The organism is Nocardia alni (assembly GCF_019038435.1).
GTDB lineage: Bacteria > Actinomycetota > Actinomycetes > Mycobacteriales > Mycobacteriaceae > Nocardia > Nocardia alni.
Genome location: NZ_JAGPOX010000048.1, coordinates 1 through 18,353 on the forward strand (window position 1 = coordinate 1; position 18,353 = coordinate 18,353).

Sequence of the window (18,353 nt, forward strand, 5' to 3'; positions counted from 1 at the left end):
CTCCCCACCGGCCTCATCCCCCGCCCGCCGCCGATACAACTCCCGCACGGCCCGCACCTCGGCCGCCTGCGCGAACGCCGCCGCCCCGTGTGCCCGCTGCAGCGCATCGATCAGCCCCTCGTCACTCATCGCCTGAAGCTCTCTGCCATCGAACATGTGTTCGAGCCTACCTCTTCGAACCTATGTTCCACCACCCCGTTATCCAGGCGATTTGGTAGCAAAAGGCGGGGTAGTGTAACTTCGTGCAAGCCGAAGGGGAACACCCGGCTGGCAAACAGCACGGGGCTATGGCGCAGCTGGTAGCGCACCACACTGGCAGTGTGGGGGTCAGGGGTTCGAGTCCCCTTAGCTCCACAAAAACCACAGGTCAGGGCCGATATTATATCGGTCCTGACCTGCTTTGTTTGGCTCAGCCCCACGGGAACTCCGCAGTTTCGGTTTCGTATGTCCGTTCCGGCCGGGCGCGGAGCTAGCCGCTGTAGGTTCTGCTGGCCTATTGGTGAGACTTGGGCGGGTTGCCGAGAGCGCTCAGGCGCCTTCGTGTCATGTGTATATGGCCAGCAGATGGGGCTGTCCGTTGGCGATGATTCGGGTCGACTGCTGGGTGGCGTAGCCGCTTGAGATCCTTGCCGGTCCGTCGAGCGTCAATCAACCTAAAATGGCGATCTATGATTTAGGTTGATTGCTTCAGCGGTATATGAGTAGTAGGGGCGCAGCGATGGGCGGGTCGAGTGTTTCTGGTGTCGGCCGCGCTGGGCCTGCTCCGTCGGGCCGAAGGGGCGCCCGACGGCAACACGATGGAGAGAATCTAGCTAGGATTCTGTATAGTTTCTGGTATGTCCATCCTGCGCAACACGTATGAGATCAGCGTTTCCGACGCGGCGCAGCGGGGTGTGGCCGGGCTGGTCGCGGATGCCGAACATGGCGCCGATCTGGTGGTCACTCGTCATCACCGGCCGGTTGCGGCCGTGGTCAGTATGGATCGGCTCGCGGAGTTGGATCGTGCGGAGTCCGATTTGCGTGATCTCGCGCTGGTGCTCGCGCGGACCGCGACTGACAGTGGGAATCGAACATCACTGAATGCGGTGCTCGGAGCCTTCGGTCACACGAGGGAGTCCCTCGCCGAACTCGACGACGAGTAAGCCGATGGTCGAAGTCCTCTTCACCGATGCGGCGATCGACGACCTCCGGAAGCTCGGCCCCGACGCCGTGCCCAAAGTCCTGAAAAAGGTGCTGCTGCTACTGGATTCACCGCAAGCCGGCTATCCACTCGGTGGCGAACTGACCGGGTTCCGCAAGCTTGTCGTCGGCCGCAACACGTGGCGGATCGTGTACCGGGTCGTCGACCAGCAGACGATCGAGATCTGCGAGATCTGGACAATCGGAGCACGCGCGGACTCCGAGGTCTACGCGGAAGCGACCGCCCGCATCGTCGCAGCCGCCAGTCGGCTACCGGAATTCAGCAAACTCGGCGACGTAGTCGAACGACTCGGCCGCAATGCCGAATCACTCGGTATCCCACCGGCACCGATCCGCGAGCCCGTCCCGGATTGGCTCGCACAGCGACTGATCCACACGGTCGGCATGGCTCCTGCCGAGGTCGCGGCACTGGGCCTCGAGCAGGCCGTCGACTGCTGGGCCGAATACACCTCGCGGCCATCGAGGTAGCTGTCTCTCGTCGGAGAGGTGCGCTCGCCACCGATGCCACGATCCGGCGGCTGGTGGCTGGCGCCACCGACAAGCCGCCTCGGGCTGGCCGAGGCGGTTTCGCGGTCGGCCACTCCTACATTGATCGCCGAGATCGTCCAGGTCGGACAGGAAGCTGGAGGTGTCGGCCGACGCCGTTCCCGGTGAATATTGCCGCTGTGGCGGCTGTCGGGGCGATCACGGCGGCCATGGGGTTCACCAGCAGTAGTCGTAGTCGTCGTAGTAGTGGCATTCCTGCTGGTACTCCCACTGATCTGGAACGTCCGAGTTGGGGACTGCGGCGCCGGCCGCGCCGCCGACGATCAGCCCGCCGATGGCACCGACCGCGCCACCGATACCCATACCGGCGCCGATGCTGCGTTGTCGCGGTGAGGTGAGTTGCCAGTAGCCGATGTCGCGGGCGCTGATATTCGCGGCCAGATGTGTGCCATCGATCCGATTGGCGACGCTCACCTGGTGCGTGCCGGAGTTCAGTTCGACGGGCAGTACGGCGATGCGGGCGCAGCGAATCATGCGCCAGCACCCCGGTAGGTGATGGCAGGCCCGGCACGAGTTTCGGCTACGCGGGCGACGATCATCCGATGCCAGCGCGCCTCTGGCACGCCGGTCATGATGCCGGATGAGGTCGACAGTCTTGCGATCGAGCGCCCGGCCCCGTTCCTGGCATGTCCAGGGCTTGAAGCTCTGAATCGTTATGGGTTGGGGCTGCCTTATAGCATCAGCGGATGTCTGTGTCTGTGCCGGAGAAGACTTTTGAGCACTGGGTGAGTCAATACATTTTGTATAGGTTTCGTTCGAAGGCACTGTTGTGGTGGCCCGCGTTCGGGGCGGACGTGTTGACGGGAGGACTTCCACGACGACCAGGCAAGGCCGTCTCGTTCGAGTTGAAGACGACCACGACGACGGGGGGCAATCCGAATCGTCACCACATCGACATCGACCTCGGACAGCTCTGGAACTACGTCAACCATCCGCTTGGACTGCAGCCGTTCTACGTTTTCCCGATACCCAACTGGTCAGGGAGTCTCGACACGTTCGCGAGACGTCGCGGAATGCACGTCACGGACTTGGCATTCAGGCGGAGCGGCTCCAATTGGTGGTTCGCAAACTGGACGGTGGCGATGCCGGCGAGAGACGTAGCGAAAGTTCTCGCCGGGCCACTGAAGCGTCATGGATCCCCGAATCTCGGCGTCCGGGAGCGGTTGCTGACTATCGACGTAGATCCATCGAAGCGGACCCGCATCGTCCACTGGGCCGCAACCCCTTCGCGTCCGCTGGTTCAGTGGCGCGAGTTCTGGGACCGCATCCAAGAATGCGGTGCGATTGATTGGCCACAACGCATCGTCGTGGCCGCTGATGCTCTCCCGCGGGCCAAGTCGTCCTTGTCGTATCAGGAGGCTCGGGCCGCGCTGGTCTGGGACATGGGAGGTGAGCAGAATGCCGAACTGGTCATTCTCGACCTCGTCGAACCCAACCAGTACGTGGTACGGGAGAGGCTGACAACCGCTGTTTTCGAGGTGGACGAGTCGGCGGACGGACAAGGGTATGACCACCGCGCCGTGGTGTTCATGGACGCAACTCTGTTGTCGCGATGAGTCTTTGACTCGAGATCGGTCATGGAACGACCATGTCCGATGGCTTGCACGCCCGCCTCTTTTTCGTGATCGCGTGGGGGCCTTTCGGCCCCTACTCGATCTGGACCCGGTCTACTGTGCGGCGGACTGGCGCTTCGGCAGTTGCCAGCCGGGGCGTGGGTAGTGGCAGGTGTAGCCGTTCGGGTAGTGCTGCAGGTAGTCCTGGTGTTCGGGCTCGGCCTGCCAGAAGTCGGTCGCTGGGGTCACCTCGGTGACAACCGGGCCCGGCCACAGGCCCGACGCCTCGACATCGGCGATGGTGTCCACCGCGACGCGCTTCTGCTCGTCGTCGAGGGTGAAGATCGCCGATCGGTAGCTGGTGCCGGTATCGTTGCCCTGACGGTCCTTCGTGGTCGGGTCGTGGATCTGGAAGAAGAATTCCAGCAGAGCCCGGTAGTCGGTCTGTGCCGGGTCGTAGACGATCTCGATCGCCTCGGCGTGACCGGGGTGGTTGCGGTAGGTGGGGTTGTCGTTGAGCCCTCCGGTGTAGCCGACGCGCGTCGACACCACTCCTGGCTGCTTGCGGATGAGGTCCTGCATGCCCCAGAAGCAGCCGCCGGCCAATATCGCGGTCCTGGTGTCCGTCACACCTTCTCCTTCATGAAGAGTTCACTGCATCTGCCACCTGTTCAACTCGCACCCGGCCCTGAAAAGTTCCACCCGCGCCGTCGGTTCGGATCACCACCGTATCGCGCGGGCGACCGTGAAAACCTGACTCTGTGGCCCTTTACGGGAAGACCAGAACGGTTGCCGTGCGAATACAAACGGTTACCGTGCCACCTCGAGTCGGGGAAGTGCTGTGAGCAGGGCCTGTGTGTATGAGTGTCGCGGGCGCTCGAAGATCTCCTCGGCGCCACCCTCCTCGACGACCTTCCCGCCCTTCATGACGAGCATGCGGTCGCTCATGTGATGGATGACCCCCAGATCGATTGGAAAACATATGCCGTGAGGGCCCGAGGCCGATGCCGAGCGAGAGGCGGGTGCCGTCGACCACGCACTCCGGGGATTCGCGGCCCGGATCGTCATCCCGCGACGGCGGCAACGACGAATTGCCGGCAGCCGCAGGCCAGGCACGATCGGATCGCTACACGGCGGTCGGTGAGCCGTTTCGCCCTACGTCGCGCGGCGGATGTTAGCCGGACGGCGATTGTGCACGCTGGAGGTCATAACCGAACCGGAGGATCTCATGGACTCTGTGCCGAAACTTGAAGGAACCACCGAAGCGGGAGTGCCGATCTACCGCTTCGACGACTCCGCCCGCGGACCGGTAATGTCGCACCAGCATGTGTGGGATCATTTCGTCCGGAGACACACCGGATTTCGCAGTAGCGTGGAGCCTGGCTTCTGGGTGGTTACCGACGGCAGCGATGTCCGGCGGGCGCTGCAGGATTGGAATACTTTCTCCAGCAAGGCCAGTATCGTATTCGATCCCGAGCCTGCCTATCAATGGATTCCCGAGATGCTTGATCCGCCGGAGCACCGGGAGTGGCGGATCCCGCTCGCCGAGGAGTTTTCCCATGCTGCCGCGGCTCGTCGAGAAGAAGAGATCCGGCAGACCGCGAGGAATCTCATCGAGCAGATAGTCGACCGCGGGGAGTGCGATGTTCTCGATAATTTCGCACGGCTGTTGCCGACGACGATATTCATGCGTGTGATGGGATTCCCGGACGAGGACACGGCTCAGTTCCTGGAATGGACAGCCGTGATTTTACATCAAAGCATCGACGATGATCCCGATCGCAGTAAGATGGCGGCGGCGATGGAAGCCGAGGCCGAGTATTTTCTTGCGCGGATAGCCGAGCGGCGTGAATATCCGGGTGACGATCTCCTGTCGAAGGCCATCGGCTGGACAATCAAGGGCGAGCCGGCGCGAGACGAGGATTTGTTGTCGTTCTGCACGTTGATGTTCCTGGCGGGTATCGACACCGTCCCCATTCAACTGGGCTACAGCTTCTATCACCTTGCGACTCATCCCGCTGACCGCGCGCTCATCAACTCCGACCCTTCTTCGGTGTCGCGCCTGGTGGAAGAAATGCTTCGCGTCTATGCCTTCGTCAACCCGGCCCGCCGGGCGACTACGGAAGCTACTCTGGGTGGTTGTCCGATAAAGGCCGGCGATATGGTGCTGCTGCCGCTGTCCGTCGCCAATCGGGACCCCGCGCGATACGACAATCCACAAGAAGTCGATGTCGATCGGGCGGCAAGTAGCCATATCGCATTCGGATCCGGGCCCCATCGCTGTGTCGGGTCTCATTTGGCACGGCTCGAGCTCAACGTGGCAATGCAGGAGTGGCACGCGCGCATCCCCGACTATCGGTTGACCGACGACCAGCCTCCCTTGATGCAGCACGGAACCATCTACGGACTCGAACAACTGAGGTTGACCTGGTAGAAGAGCCGCGAACGTTCAGCCCAGGCTGATGGCAATTTGGATGCGGGACCGCAGGTCGAGTTTGTTGAGGATGTTGGAGACGTGCGTTTGCACGGTGCGTCGGGAAAGGTACATCTGTGTGGCGATATCGGAGTTGGACATACCGAGGGCCACGAATTTTGCCACCTTCTGCTCCGTGACAGTCAGGGCGGCGAGTCCGGTTTTGGGACGCTGACGGGATCCTCGGGTTCCACGGCGGACCCCGAGGCGGCGTAGCCGGGAAAGCGTGCGGGCCGAATCGGTTTCCGCGCCGAACTGGTCGTAGAGTTCGATCGCGGCTTCCATGGTTTCGCGCGCCGGGCCGGTCTGACCGTCAGCTGCCAGAAGCACCGCAAGATTTTCCTGCGTTTGAGCCTCGAGCAGGCGGTAACCGGCCTGGCGGAACTGCTGGGTGGCTTCCGCGAGCAGGTCCGGCCGGTTCTCGAGCAGACCATGGCACAGCAGCGCCGCGCCCCGGCGACTGGGAGTGGACTGTACTTCCGCGATCGCGTCAGCCTTGGCAGTGACGATTTCAAGTCCAGCACGGTCGCCTATCGAGTACACCAGCCGCGCGGCATCGGGGATGGCGTGGTGCAAGAAGACATTGAGCACCGGCGCGGGTTGACAAATAATATCGACCAGGACATGAGCCGATGCGCCGGCGTCCTCTTCGGCCTCCGCTATGAGCGCATGGGCCCACGGATGAAAGTGGGAATGCGCGCGGGCGCCCATACTGCTGTCTTGCGCCGGGATCGTCGGGCGCTCGGTGATCTGGCCACGCCGCATGTGAATGATGGCGGCGAGGGTCTGGCCCGGTGCGTCATAACCAAGAGTATCGGGGGCTTCATGCAGTGCATCGAGTTCGGCGAGCGCATCATCCCAGTCGCCGGTGACATACATCAGGCGCGCGCGAGCGAGCAGGTTCGGCGCGAGATATGTGCCGTGATTGTCCAGACAGAAGCGGTTCGCGGCGTCTAGTGCGGCGTGCGCGTCTTCGGTTCTGTCCAGTTCTATCAGGCAGTGGCTGCGCAGTAGATAAGGGTCGAATTGGTCGAAGCGTTTTCCGGCTTGTACGCCCGTGTTGTACGCGTCGATCACTTTATCGGCCATCGTCAAGGCATCGTCGAGTTGGCCGTTGCATAGCCGGAATCCGCCGAGCCCCATGTATCCGAAGCCACCGGCCACCGGATCGTCGTGGATTCTGCCGATCGAGATGGCTTTTTCCGCGGCTTTTTCCGCGGCGGTGAAATCCTCGAGGAAACAATACGTCAACGCCATGAAGCCGTGGATCTGGCCCTGCTCCTGCGGGGCGAGCGATGGCAGCGCAAGCGCGTTACGGGACTCGGTGATGGCGTCGCGGAGGCGCCCCTGCCCGTGGCAGGCCTGCGCGAGCAGCCAGCGCAAGGCGCCGTCAGCTGTTGGGTCGAGGGAATGGGCAGCCAGGGCTGTCCTCGCCGCGGCTTCGGCTCGTGCGGCCCGGCCGGACCACAGCAGGGCCCGCACTTGGTGTAGGCACAGCGCTGCGCGGGCCGCTTTTGGGAGACGGGCAGTGGTCAGGGCGGAGTCGAGCAAGCTGACGGCAAGGTCGGGGGCGCGCACGATCAGTGTGTCGGCGTCCCGGGTGAGCCAGGTCAGGCAGGGCTGGTCGAGAGTGGTGCGGGAGGCGACCAGGAATAGTGCGATGTTTTCGGCCGAGGCGCCGGTTTCGATGAGTGCGTGCGCCGCACGGGCCTGAAGAGCCCGTCGGGTGTCGTCCGGCACCTGCCTCGCGAAGGCTTGCCGTATGAGGTCGTGACGGAATCCGAGCCGGTGTTCAGTGTGCGCCAGCAGGCCGGTTTCCAACGCTAGGCTGACTGCGTTCCACACCTCGAGCACGGACACGCCCAGAACTGTCGAGAGCTCGTAGGCCTCGATCTCTGGCCCCAGTGCGGCGGCCATGGACAGGATTTGGCGAGCGGCGACCGGCAGAAAGTCCAACCGACGCAGGATTGTGTCGGTCAGTGTCCGCGGAAGGGTGATCGTCGCGTCCTCGCCATCCACGGATGTGCCGATCTGCTCGGCGATCCCCTCACTGAGCAGTATTTCTCCTGCTTGCCGCAGCCCCGCCACCAATTCGGTCACATAGAGTGGATTACCGCCCGCGGTGGCGACGATCGTACGCAATCCGGGCCCCGCGGGTGCGCCGGCTACGTCTTCGGTAAGGGCCGCCACGGCAGGCTCGTCCAACGGGTTCAGCCGCAGCCACGTCGCGCCGGACTCGCCGAGCTCCCGTAACACCGCGGCCAATGATTCGTCGCGTGGAACCGGTCGCACTGCGACGAGCATGAGCAATGGAAGCTGCGTGATCCCGGCGGCCAACCGTCGTATCACCAGCAGACTGGCGGCGTCGGCCCACTGAAGGTCGTCCACTGCCAGCGCCACCGGACCTCGCGCGCACAAACCGTCGATCACTGTCAGCAAAGCCTCACTGACCGCGAATTCGCGACTGGCGGCTCCTTCAGCCGGGCCTTCGCTGCGCAGCAGGGCCCGCGCTCGGTCCATCAAAACGTCTTCGGATGGGCTCTTCGACTCGAAGCACGAGGCGATCGCGGTGAACGGCACCTGGTTTTCGATCAGGGCGCCCCGCCCTGACAAGATCTTCACCTTTCGCGAACGGAAATGCCTCCTCACCGCATCCAGCAACGCGGTCTTACCGATCCCGGGTTCCCCCTCGACCACTACTACGACGCCGTGACCGGCGACTGCCTCTTCGACCGAATGCGCTATCCGGTTGAACTCGTCCTGTCGGCCGACGAACGGGGCTGGTCTGGGGCTTGCCACAGTTGAAAGAAAATCGGTCGAGGGTGTGCCCGCCGTCGGTCGCTCGCGAGGCGTCATGAGTACAGCGAAGCTGTGAGTTCGACCGTCTCGGATCGATGGATTTCGGGTGTTTCGATAGTTGGCACGACAACTCCACGGTGAGACTGAAGTGGCTGCGGCCGTGAGTTCGCGGCCCGTGGCGCACCGAAGGGGGCCTCGGCTCCGGCCTGTGTGCCGTAACGAGAAGACTAGAACGGTTGCCGTGCGAATCCAAGTGTCGGAAACGATATGCGTTGTGCCCTGGGATCTGGGCTGTCCGGACAGATCAGCTGCGAATCTGTGCCGTGTCGGCGTACAGCCGGGTGTGGGCGAGGCGACCGTTGGCGACCTCGAACAGCCAGAGGTTGTGGAACACCACCGGAACGCCGGTCGCCTTGGGGACCGCCGTGTTGGTCAGCTGGACCGCGAAATACTCTTCGGCCTCGATCACCTGGTCGACCTGGCTGCTGAACGAGTCCCACACCTCCATTCCACCGGGCGTCTTCGCGAAGAAGTCCTCGAAGGTTTCGCGGCCGGTGTAATCGCCGCCGTAGGGCAGCGATTCGGGGAGCGACATGACGAAGTCGTCCCGGAGTATCGGCAGAATGCGGCTACTGTCGCGGCGCGCGAACAGTTCCGTTATGGCATAGGCCATCTCGTCCTTCGTGTACACCTGCCGTGAGCCGGGTTTGTCGGTTGCGGCGTCGAGTGCCTCGATCGCGACCATGTCGGTCCCGATGACGCCGTCGGCGAAGGAGAAGTTCTCCGGCGGTGTGAGTGTCATCATCACGAAGACGTCCGCCGGGCTGATGCCCGGGTCGACGTTGAGCAGGTGTACCAGCGTTGTATAGAAGCGGCGCTTGGCCTTCGGGCCGCGCTCGAGGCCGTCGGTGATGCGGATGACGGTCCAGTCCTGCGAGCGCGGACCGCCTCGGAACTCGCGGGGGAACACCATCGTGCCCTGCTCGAATTCGTGGATGAGCTGGAAGTCGTCGTCCGGCTTCATGTTGAGCTCGGAGACCAGTGCGTCGTGCACCGCCCGGGAAACCGCTCGGATGTGCTCGGGTGACTTGCCGCGGGCCAGTGAGATGTCGACGAAAGGCATGATGCGTCCTGTCTGGGGGCTGGTCCAGGCCGACCTTGCAGCTGGTCGGCCTGAGCAGGCTTCTTATACTATGTAGGTCATCATACATAGTTGATGAGCGAAGAGGGCCGCGCGGCCGCATGATCCTGTAGCCTCTACTTGACGATTCAGGTGATTCTCGGTAAAGATCGAACGTTTGGTGCCTTCGTAACGGAGTTTGAACTCCTGATATTATGTAGGCTGGCATACATTCATTACTGATGACGGGACGACACAGCGATGGGGCGACGGTCGGACGCAAAACAGAAGATGGTGCAGGCCGCCAAACAGCTCATCCGCGAGCGCGGCTACAACGCGACGGCCTTCTCCGACGTCCTCGAGCTCAGCGGTGCTCCTCGCGGCTCGGCCTACCACCATTTCCCGGGCGGCAAAGCGCAACTGGCGATCGAGGCGGCCGCCGCACACGCGCACGAGCAAGTGGAGATAATCGACCGCGCCGCCGACCAGGCGGACAGCGCGACACGGCTCATCGAGATCTACGTGGACCGCGGCCGCGAAGGCATGGTGGCCAGCGATTATTCACGCGGCTGCGGAATCGCCCCACTGGTGATCGAAGGCGCCGCCCGAGACTCGAACGAAGTAGCCGAGGTGAGCCGCCAATCGTTCACCGAAATGGCCGATCGACTCGCCTACCACTTCGTAGCGTTCGGCCTCGAGCGCCCCACCGCCCGCACGCTCGCGGACGCCGTGATCGCAGGCGTCGAGGGCGCGATGGTGACCGCCCGCGCCCAGCGCAGCCCGGCCCCGTACGACGCCGTGCAAGCCGTGATGACCCAGTATGCGGCGAGCGTCGCGCCCAGGAGTTCCGGCCGTCAGGGTACGGGAGGATCTCGGGTCTGATCGTTCGACGCGGGCTCGGCCGGAACGGCGGGTCTGAGGGGGCTGATACGGCGCAGATTCAGCCGTAACGGGATTCAGACCGTACTCACGGAGGACGCCGGTAACAGACGCTGTCCGGCAGGTGCTGACTGCGTATCAGGAGCTGTGGGTATCGACGCTGAACGGTCGCAATTCGTCAGCCTGGGAGCCGCAAATCGTCAGTGTAGACGTCGCATATCGGCAGCCTGGGCCGCGGGCTCGTATTAAACAGGTTGTATGCACGACTGGCACAACCGCCGCCGCGAAGTCAGCCGGACCCGGGCAAATGGATAGGGGTGCGTAGGCCGCCTACCGGCGACGGGTGGGCCGACCCGCACGCCTGTGCGGCCGAGCCAGGGTATTCCATGGAATCCCTTCCTAGCGAGGCACTACACGCATGGTGGTGCCCGCCGCCTGCGTGCTGTTGATGGAGTCGATGATCGGGGCGGCGTAGCGGTGGTATTTGGTGCGGTAGGCGGCGTCGATGCGGTCGTCGGCCGTGGAGGCGGCGTCGACGAATGTGACGTCGGTATCGAGACCGTCGGTGTGGAGGTGGCCTTCGTGAAGTCGGCGGGTGCTCCGATACCAGGTGGCGGTGGGGCCGTTGACGGATCGGATGTAGACCTCACCGCCGTCGCGGACCGCCCAGATGATTCGGGGCTTGGTCAGCGTTCCGTCGGAACGGCGGGAGGAGATCTCGATCTCGTCGATCCGGTCGATGATGTCGAGTTGGTCCGGGCTCCATGCGGTCATGTGGATCACTCCTTCGAAATCGGTTGGGGGAGTTGATGTCAGAGCTGCGGATCAGGGGCGGGCGCGCTGCCGGTCGGCGCGGGCGTACTCGTCGTCGGTGACGTGTTCGCCCCAGGTGGTTTCCGGAGCGTTCGGATCGCCGGTGCCCTCCCAGATCGCCAGATGAGTCATGAAGTGCTCGGTGGTGGCGCCGTGCCAATGCCATTCACCAGGCGGGGTGTAGACGGTGTCGCCGGGACGCATCACGATGACCTGGCCGTCCCGGGTGGCCACCAGTCCGATGCCCTCGGTGACGTGCAGGGTCTGCCCGACGGCGTGGGTGTGCCAGGCGGTGTGGGCACAGGGGGCGAAGCGGACAGCGTTGACCCGGGCTCGCGACGGCTCTTGTCCCCGGTAGATCTGGTCGAACCAGACCTCGCCGGTAAACCACTCGCTCGGGCCTTTCTGCGTGGCCGGGGTCGGTATTTTCTCCATGTCCTCGTCTCCTTCCTTATGACCCGTGCAGCTAATTTCTGGTTACTTACAGTGTGGCTGTATCGGGCGCGTAGTGGTACGAAACGGCTGCATGCTGACACGCCGCGGGGCCGTGTCGCGGTCACAGGTCGAGTACACGCCGGTTCCGCCGCGCGCGGGAGTGACGCCTGTTCCGGGTAATCCCAGTACCTCCCTGAGTCGGTTCGCCCGTCACGATCTGCTCGCCGCCAACCATCTCGCTCGCGCCCTCTACGCGCCCATGCTGGCCGATCCCCGCCGACCCGCCAACAACGCCCGCTTCGTCTACCTCGACCCCGCATCCCGTGAGTTCTTCGCCGACTGAGATCGCGCCGCCGACGACATCGCCGCCAGAGCGCGCAGCCGGTCGGCGCGGGCGCGATGGACGCCACTCGGAGTGAGGTCGAATTGGTCGAAGCCGTGGGGTAGCCAGGATTGCCGTGCAATTCGACGGGGATGCCGCCCGACATCAGGGGCGGCGTCGGTCCGTCCAGCAACGGGTGCGGGTCCCCAAGGTTGTGGCCGCGTGTGTTCGCTTCCGTCTACGATCAACCGTGAAAGGAGGCGAGGGAGTGGCTTTGAGCAATCGCGTAGTCAATGACCCGCACTACACGGCACCGATATATCACAAGAGCGAAGCGGCTCACATTATTGATGTGCCAGCCCAGACGTTCCGCAATTGGTCGGTCGGCTATGCCTACAAGCGACTCGACGGTTCGCAAGTTGCCTCACCACCGATCGTCACCACACTAGAACCGCCTCACCCTCGAGGTCGGAGTGTGCCGTTCGTCGGTCTTGCCGAGGCGTACATCGTTGCAGCCTTCACCACAGCCGGTCTTCCCATGCAGCGCATCCGCCCCGCTGTGCTGTGGCTGCAGGAGCACATCGGCCTGCCACAAGCACTTGCGAGCGAACAACTCCAAACTGACGGCGCGGAAGTGCTCTGGGACTTCGGTCGACACTCCCGGAACCCCGCAGACCTCGACACAGTCGAGGGGCTGGTGGTAATTCGCAGCGGCCAGCAGGTATTTCGCCCAGTAGTTCGCGATTATCTGAAGCGTGTCACCTACGAGAACGGGTGGACCAAGACCATCGAACTCGCACAGTACAAGAACGTCAATGTCATCGTGGACCCATGGCTCAACGGCGGGCAGCCGACCGTGGCCGACCGTGGTATTCGCGTCGTCGACATCACGAGCAGACTGCGGGCCAATGAACCGGTCGACGATATAGCAGACGACTACGACCTGACCCCGAGTCAGGTCGAGGCGATACTCCGGGCAGCCTGAGGTTATGGCGGGGGAAGCAGCCGAAGCGGGAGTCAGATTCTTTCTCGACCGCGGCCTCGGTTCACGCATCGTGCCTGATGCGCTCAGACAAGCTGGGTGGGTCCTCGAAACGATGGACGAACGCTACGGAAAGGAGGAGTCGCAAAATATCCCGGACACCCAATGGATCGAAGAGGCCACTCTCGCTGGTGACGTGTTGCTTTGCAAGGATGTGGCCATAGCCCACAACCCCCTCGAGGCACAGGTCATCTATATGTCCAATGCGCGGGTATTCGCCCTGTCCAAGGCAAATTTGGCAGGACGCGCGATGTGTCAATGGTTTCTCGAGAACGAAGCCAAGATCCTGGCCGCCGCGACCAGAGCGAGTGGACCGTATGTGATGTCTGTGAATCCGTCGTACAACCTTCGCCGGGTAAAGCTGGCCTATCCTCCACCGAAGTGACGTCACCGGCCAGCATGCGCTCGAGTCCGGCAGGTTGGTGTCCGTGCGGAAGTCTTCTCGATCAGATTGATATTCTCGGTGGCGAGATTGTCATTTTCAAGGAGTCGATGGTGACGACCAGTGATGGGCGGGCCGTGCTGCGCTTGCCTACCCGCGAGATCCCGGTGCCGGCCTCGGTCAGCGAGCAGGCCCAGGCCATTTTGGCGCTCGGGCCGCTGGCGCCGACGCCGCAGTGGCCTGGGCTGGATGATCCGGACGCCTGGCGGACGTTGATCGCGGAACTCGACGGGACGGCGTTGCGGATGGCTCCGGGGTCGGGCGCGCCCGCCGGGGTCGAGGAGATTTCCGTCGGGCGGGCCCGGGTTTTCGTGATAACCCCCGAGGGCATCGCGCCCGGCGATCGCCGTGTTTACCTCGAGATCCACGGCGGTGCGTTCATTCAGGGCGGTGGCGAGATCTGCCGGGTGCGTGGCATCGACAATGCGCACCGGGTGGGGGCGCGGTCGTGGTCGGTCGACTACCGGATGCCGCCGGATCATCCGTTTCCCGCCGCGCTCGATGACTGCGTTGCCGCTTACCGGGCACTGCTCGAGCAGCGCGACCCGGGGGAGATCGTCGTGGGCGGGGTGTCCGCGGGTGCGAACCTGGCCGCCGCAACCGTGCTGCGCGCCCGCGACGAGGGCCTTCCGCTGCCCGCCGGAGTCGTCTTGGCAACGCCCGCAACAGATCTCACCGAGGCCGGTGATACCTGGCAGACCAATCTCGGCCTGGACAACCTGCTGACCCCTTCACCTTCCCCGCTGCTGTATGCCGCGGGCCACGACCTGCGCGACCCGTATCTGTCACCCCTGTTCGGCGACTTCGGCAAGGGCTTCCCGCCGGCCATTCTCCTGTCCGGTACCCGCGACGTCCTGCTCTCAGATACCGTCCGCCTGCATCGCGCGCTGCGTGCCGCCGATATTCCCGCCGACCTGCACGTCTGGGAGGCCGCGAGCCACGGCGGATTCCTCGGCCGCGCCCCTGAGGACGACGAGCGCACCCGTGAAATCCGGCTGTTCCTGGCACGGTGCTGGGCCGTTTGATCACGGTGCGGCCGGCGCCGGTAATCCGTTGGGGCCGAATGATTCCGGACGCGGCCGATCCGGGCTAGACTATGGCGCGGTCGACGACAACCTCGGTCGGAGCTAGGAATATCGCCATGGGTCGGTACAACGACATAGAAAGCCTCGAGCGACGGTACTGGAAGATCATCAGGGTCGCGCACGATCCGGAGGTGAAGGAGTTCATCGATCAGTGTCGATCGCGCACCGTCGAGGTCGATGGGAGTCCGTACAAGTACTACGAATGCGGTAGCGGGCCGACGGTGTTGTTCGTCCATGGGCTGCACACCAATTTGGGGAACATGCTCCCGGTTGCCCGCGAACTCGTGGAGCGGAATTACCGGGTGGTGTTGTTCGACCTCCCTGCCCACGGGGAGGCCCCCGGCAGTGCTGTCACCCCCGTCGAAGTACGTGAGGTGATCCGCGCTGTCGGCGCCCGGCTCGGCGAGCTGCATGCGATCGTCGCCTATTCCGTGGGCGCGTTGTGGGCATTCGGGGCATGGAACGACGACCTGCGTGCCGAGGCGTTCGTCTCGATTGCGGCGCCGTGCTCGCACAAGTATGTGATCGAGAAGTTCGGCGAATTGCACGAGGTGGACACCCACCTGGTCGAGGAACTGTTCTCGAGAATCGAGAGGCTTCTCGGCCCCGGAGTCTGGACCGAGTTCTCTCCGCAGGAGATCGTCAAGACGATCGATGTGCCCGGACTGGTCATCCACGGTACGAGCGACGACTTCATACCACCCGAACACGCTGTGGATCTGCACTCCAACTGGCCCGGATCAACCTTGGAACTGGTCGAGGGCACCGGCCACTTCGATATCGTCGGGTCCTGCGACACTCGCAGGCTTATCGCCGCTTACCTCCACGAAGTGAAATCTTCCTAGAGGTGCGGTTATGCCGCGACCGGCTACTGCGGTTGCCCTTCCTGACTTCGGCCGGTGGCGAATGCGTAGAGGGCGTTCACCGTGTGCAAGGACTCCAAGGACAGCGAATCCGCACTGGTCGTGCGGCCGGAGTACTGCTCGAGCCGGACGATCACCCAGGTCAGGGTCAGCGAGTCCAGAGCCAGGTCGGCGTCGTCGAGGTGATCGTCGTCGGTGGAAGCGAGTTCGCCGCCGAGCCGTGTGACATCCCACAGGAGCGTCCGAATATCGGCCTTCGTGAGACCGGGACCAGTGGTCATCGTGGCTCCGTGGGCATGCTGCGGTCGGCCTTACCCACTGCTGTGCGCGGGATATCAGCTCCGATATGCCACCGCCTGGGTACCTTGAAGGCGCTGAGCCGTTCCCGGCACCACGCGGTCAATTCCTGCTCGGTCACCGCTTCGGCGGCGACGTATGCCTCCAGCATCGGCGGCGGCCCGTCCTTCTCCGCCGCACGGAACAACGCGAGAGCTTCCGAGACCTGGGGATGGGCACGCAGCACACTCTCGATCTCGGTGAGATCGACCTTGAGGCCGCCGATGATGCGCACCGAGTCGGCTCTGCCTCGCAGCGTCAATACGTTTGTCCCGGGGGCGATCTCGGCACGATCGTAGGTGCGTAGCCAGCCGTCCGCGTACCGGTCCTGATACTCGGCGTCCAGGTACGGGGAGGCCTTCGTCTCGATGTAGAGCTCCCCGTCGACGATCCGGGTCTCGATTCCGGGCAGTACCCTTCCGACTTCCGGATAGGTGAACTCCCCGGCCAGATCCGTGGCGATGACGCCGAACTCCGACATTCCGTAGAACTGTCCGGCGGGGACGCCGTACCTGCCCGAGAACCGTTGTGCCACCGCGTCGGGCAGTACATCGCCACAGGATGCCGCCAGTCTGAGCGAACGAGGGCGGTCCGTTCCGCCTGCCTGGCTCAGCAGGCCGAAATGTGCTGGTACACCGAGGATCACCTGGACGTCGGCCTCGCATGCGCGTGCCATCAGCTCGTCGGGAAGTACTCGGTCGGGAAAGACGAGCGACCCCCCGAGGTAGAGGGTCAGCAGTACGCCGCAGAACAGGCCGAATCCGTGCGTGGGCGGGCTCAGCAGAAAGACGCGCTCACCCGGTCTCGTCATGCCCGGGTTCGCCGCATGCCGGCGTATGTCCGCCAGCACCGAATCACCGGTGCGTACTACGACTTTGGGTGTTCCGGTAGTGCCTGAACTACACATCATCACTGTGACACGCGGATCGCGGGGCATCGGATCGTCGCGACGCTCCACCGACAGTTCGCCGCAATCGTCGACGAAGGCCGTCAGGGCCGGTGCGACGAGGTGACCTCGTACGACATAGTTCGGCCGCACATGATCCAGGACGGTGGTAGTCTCGGCGGCCGTCATCCGGGCGTCCAGAATCAGCGCCTGGGCGCCCTCGGCCCAGAGGCCGAACAGCCACCACAGCATACCGAAACTGGGCGTCACCTGAAGGGCGACAACGCTTCCCGCGCCGATCCCATGCTCGGTCAGGATGTCGCGTACCGCAGCGACCTCGTGCCGCAGGCGCGCATAGGTGATCTCCTGGGAGCCCCGGGCCCAGACGGTCTCGGGGTCGGCGGCGGCCATCGATGTCAGGCCCCACCACCTGTTCTCCCCACCGGTACTCACGCCCCCACCACCTCGATTACAGCGGTCGACCAGGTCCATCCGGCACCGATACCCGACACCAGGATGATCTCGCCCGGATGAAGAAGTCCTCGCTCCCGCAATTCCACCAGATTCGCGAACGGATCGCCGGGGCCGAGGTGGCCGGTGTGCTCACCGAAGACCAGCAGTTCCGCATGCGTTATATCGGCGTAAGCACCGGAATACATGATGTCCATGAGCATTTGGTCGATGTGCGGGAGAACTACGTACCGTATTCTATCGTCCTCGGGGGCGATGTGCGCATCCTGCAGGGCCTGGATCACACCGTGCCGGGTGCCGTCGCGCAGCGCGGCCAGGGCCACGAAAGACGGCCTGTGCCTGCCTATTTCGGCGATGCTCGTGGCTTCGATGGTCGTCTTGTTCCACATCGGTGCGGGGGTGAATTCCTCCTCGCCGCGGAACGTCTTCTCCATGCGCGGCTCGGAGAAGTGCGCCACCGACAGCACCCGCAGACTGCCGGAACCGCCGCGCTTCAGCAGTGCCGCGGTGGCGCCGTCGCCGTATCCACCCGGTCGGCCCTCTTCCCAGCGGACCCATCCGGGCGCACAGAACCGGTCGGCGGTGGTCAGCAGAACGGTCTCGGCAGTGGTGTCCGCCAGCAGCATTGATGCTCCCATGCCGACGGACGTCAGGGCGCCATTGCAGAACTGGCCCTGCATGGCCAGCGGCAGAGTCCGGCCGGACGCTCCGATCTGGTGAGCGATGTAGTGCGCTACCGGCCATACATCATGGCCCTGGTGATAAGCGTGGGAGTGGATCAGCGCGTACAACTCCGTCGGGTCCTGGCCGGCCTGCCCCAGACAGTCGCGTGCCGCGAGCACGGCCATTTCCGGGGCGGCCAGTTTCAGGGAGACGGGTAAGGACTCGACTCGCAGGACCGGTAGGCCCGCGCTGGGCAGGGTGGGTCCCTTGCTGGAAGCTGGGATCGGCTCGCGGTCTTCAGGAATCCAGACCGAGACCGCTTCCAAGCGAATATCCGCGCCGATCCTCATGGCGCACAGCCTTTCGACACCGCTTTGCGGGTTGGTGACACGTAAAGAGGCCTATTGGTGATCGTTACGTTACGG

The 18,353-nt window shown here is 63.8% G+C and carries 19 protein-coding genes, 1 tRNA gene and 1 pseudogene; 11 read left to right on the forward strand and 10 right to left on the reverse strand.

Annotation, left to right across the window (positions count from 1 at the left end):
* Positions 1-281 precede the first annotated feature (281 nt).
* From JZ791_RS19520 to JZ791_RS19530, 3 genes are all read left to right on the forward strand, one after another.
* A tRNA-Ala gene (locus JZ791_RS19520) sits at positions 282-354 on the forward strand.
* Positions 355-836: 482 nt separating this feature from the next.
* Positions 837-1,142 carry a type II toxin-antitoxin system Phd/YefM family antitoxin gene (locus tag JZ791_RS19525; RefSeq protein WP_216896592.1) on the forward strand — a complete coding sequence of 102 codons (306 nt, stop codon included), beginning with the start codon at positions 837-839 and terminating at the stop codon, positions 1,140-1,142.
* Between the two features lie 4 nt (positions 1,143-1,146).
* On the forward strand, positions 1,147-1,668 hold the full coding sequence (locus JZ791_RS19530) for a type II toxin-antitoxin system RelE family toxin (RefSeq protein ID WP_216896593.1): 522 nt from the start codon (positions 1,147-1,149) through the stop codon (positions 1,666-1,668).
* A gap of 234 nt (positions 1,669-1,902) precedes the next feature.
* Here the strand turns inward: JZ791_RS19530 and JZ791_RS19535 are convergent, their stop codons facing one another.
* Positions 1,903-2,220 (reverse strand): hypothetical protein, encoded by a 318-nt coding sequence (locus JZ791_RS19535; protein ID WP_216896594.1) that lies wholly within the window; start codon positions 2,218-2,220, stop codon positions 1,903-1,905.
* 212 nt (positions 2,221-2,432) lie between these two features.
* Between JZ791_RS19535 and JZ791_RS19540 the strand changes: the two genes are divergently transcribed.
* Entirely contained in the window at positions 2,433-3,302 is an 870-nt protein-coding gene (locus tag JZ791_RS19540) for a hypothetical protein (protein ID WP_216896595.1), read from the forward strand.
* 111 nt (positions 3,303-3,413) lie between these two features.
* Here the strand turns inward: JZ791_RS19540 and msrA are convergent, their stop codons facing one another.
* Together msrA and JZ791_RS45160 are read right to left on the reverse strand one after the other, a co-directional pair.
* Positions 3,414-3,929: a peptide-methionine (S)-S-oxide reductase MsrA gene (msrA, locus tag JZ791_RS19545; RefSeq protein ID WP_216896596.1), complete on the reverse strand. Its 516-nt coding sequence runs from the start codon at positions 3,927-3,929 to the stop codon at positions 3,414-3,416.
* 180 nt (positions 3,930-4,109) lie between these two features.
* Positions 4,110-4,247 (reverse strand): ABC transporter ATP-binding protein, encoded by a 138-nt coding sequence (locus JZ791_RS45160; protein WP_254205977.1) that lies wholly within the window; start codon positions 4,245-4,247, stop codon positions 4,110-4,112.
* Between the two features lie 280 nt (positions 4,248-4,527).
* Here JZ791_RS45160 and JZ791_RS19555 point away from each other — a divergent pair, with 280 nt between their 5' ends.
* A complete protein-coding gene (locus tag JZ791_RS19555; RefSeq protein ID WP_216896598.1) occupies positions 4,528-5,733 on the forward strand; it encodes a cytochrome P450 in 1,206 nt (401 codons plus the stop codon).
* Positions 5,734-5,748: 15 nt separating this feature from the next.
* Here the strand turns inward: JZ791_RS19555 and JZ791_RS19560 are convergent, their stop codons facing one another.
* Positions 5,749-8,628, reverse strand: coding sequence for a helix-turn-helix transcriptional regulator (locus tag JZ791_RS19560; protein ID WP_216896599.1), 2,880 nt, complete (start codon positions 8,626-8,628; stop codon positions 5,749-5,751).
* Between the two features lie 247 nt (positions 8,629-8,875).
* The gene (locus JZ791_RS19565; RefSeq protein ID WP_216896600.1) at positions 8,876-9,694 is read right to left on the reverse strand and encodes a tautomerase family protein; all 819 of its coding nucleotides are present in this window, start codon (positions 9,692-9,694) and stop codon (positions 8,876-8,878) included.
* Positions 9,695-9,952: 258 nt separating this feature from the next.
* Between JZ791_RS19565 and JZ791_RS19570 the strand changes: the two genes are divergently transcribed.
* Positions 9,953-10,573, forward strand: a complete 621-nt coding sequence (locus tag JZ791_RS19570) for a TetR/AcrR family transcriptional regulator (RefSeq protein ID WP_216896601.1) — start codon at positions 9,953-9,955, stop codon at positions 10,571-10,573.
* 396 nt (positions 10,574-10,969) lie between these two features.
* On the opposite strand, the gene JZ791_RS19575 is transcribed toward JZ791_RS19570, so the two are convergent.
* Both JZ791_RS19575 and JZ791_RS19580 read right to left on the reverse strand, forming a co-directional pair.
* Entirely contained in the window at positions 10,970-11,344 is a 375-nt protein-coding gene (locus JZ791_RS19575) for a DUF2255 family protein (RefSeq protein WP_216896602.1), read from the reverse strand.
* 51 nt (positions 11,345-11,395) lie between these two features.
* The gene (locus tag JZ791_RS19580) at positions 11,396-11,818 is read right to left on the reverse strand and encodes a (R)-mandelonitrile lyase (RefSeq protein WP_216896603.1); all 423 of its coding nucleotides are present in this window, start codon (positions 11,816-11,818) and stop codon (positions 11,396-11,398) included.
* Between the two features lie 199 nt (positions 11,819-12,017).
* Between JZ791_RS19580 and JZ791_RS19585 the strand changes: the two are divergent.
* The 5 genes and pseudogenes from JZ791_RS19585 to JZ791_RS19605 form a co-directional block, all read left to right on the forward strand.
* Positions 12,018-12,158 (forward strand): annotated as a pseudogene (locus JZ791_RS19585) (MmyB family transcriptional regulator); the annotation flags it as partial.
* Positions 12,159-12,408: 250 nt separating this feature from the next.
* The gene (locus JZ791_RS19590; protein ID WP_216896604.1) at positions 12,409-13,125 is read left to right on the forward strand and encodes a DUF433 domain-containing protein; all 717 of its coding nucleotides are present in this window, start codon (positions 12,409-12,411) and stop codon (positions 13,123-13,125) included.
* Between the two features lie 4 nt (positions 13,126-13,129).
* Positions 13,130-13,567: a PIN-like domain-containing protein gene (locus JZ791_RS19595; protein WP_216896605.1), complete on the forward strand. Its 438-nt coding sequence runs from the start codon at positions 13,130-13,132 to the stop codon at positions 13,565-13,567.
* Between the two features lie 107 nt (positions 13,568-13,674).
* Complete coding sequence (locus JZ791_RS19600) at positions 13,675-14,649, forward strand: alpha/beta hydrolase (RefSeq protein ID WP_216896606.1); 975 nt, start codon at positions 13,675-13,677, stop codon at positions 14,647-14,649.
* 116 nt (positions 14,650-14,765) lie between these two features.
* A complete protein-coding gene (locus JZ791_RS19605; protein WP_216896607.1) occupies positions 14,766-15,554 on the forward strand; it encodes an alpha/beta fold hydrolase in 789 nt (262 codons plus the stop codon).
* A 23-nt stretch (positions 15,555-15,577) separates the two neighbouring features.
* Here the strand turns inward: JZ791_RS19605 and JZ791_RS19610 are convergent, their stop codons facing one another.
* The 3 genes from JZ791_RS19610 to JZ791_RS19620 are packed head-to-tail and all read right to left on the reverse strand — an operon-like array spanning position 15,578 to position 18,278.
* Positions 15,578-15,853, reverse strand: coding sequence for a phosphopantetheine-binding protein (locus JZ791_RS19610; RefSeq protein ID WP_216896608.1), 276 nt, complete (start codon positions 15,851-15,853; stop codon positions 15,578-15,580).
* The gene (locus tag JZ791_RS19615) at positions 15,850-17,247 is read right to left on the reverse strand and encodes a class I adenylate-forming enzyme family protein (protein ID WP_216896609.1); all 1,398 of its coding nucleotides are present in this window, start codon (positions 17,245-17,247) and stop codon (positions 15,850-15,852) included. Before JZ791_RS19615 ends, JZ791_RS19610 begins: the two co-directional genes overlap by 4 nt.
* Complete coding sequence (locus JZ791_RS19620) at positions 17,244-18,278, reverse strand: 3-oxoacyl-[acyl-carrier-protein] synthase III C-terminal domain-containing protein (protein WP_216896610.1); 1,035 nt, start codon at positions 18,276-18,278, stop codon at positions 17,244-17,246. Before JZ791_RS19620 ends, JZ791_RS19615 begins: the two co-directional genes overlap by 4 nt.
* Between the last annotated feature and the right edge of the window lie 75 nt (positions 18,279-18,353).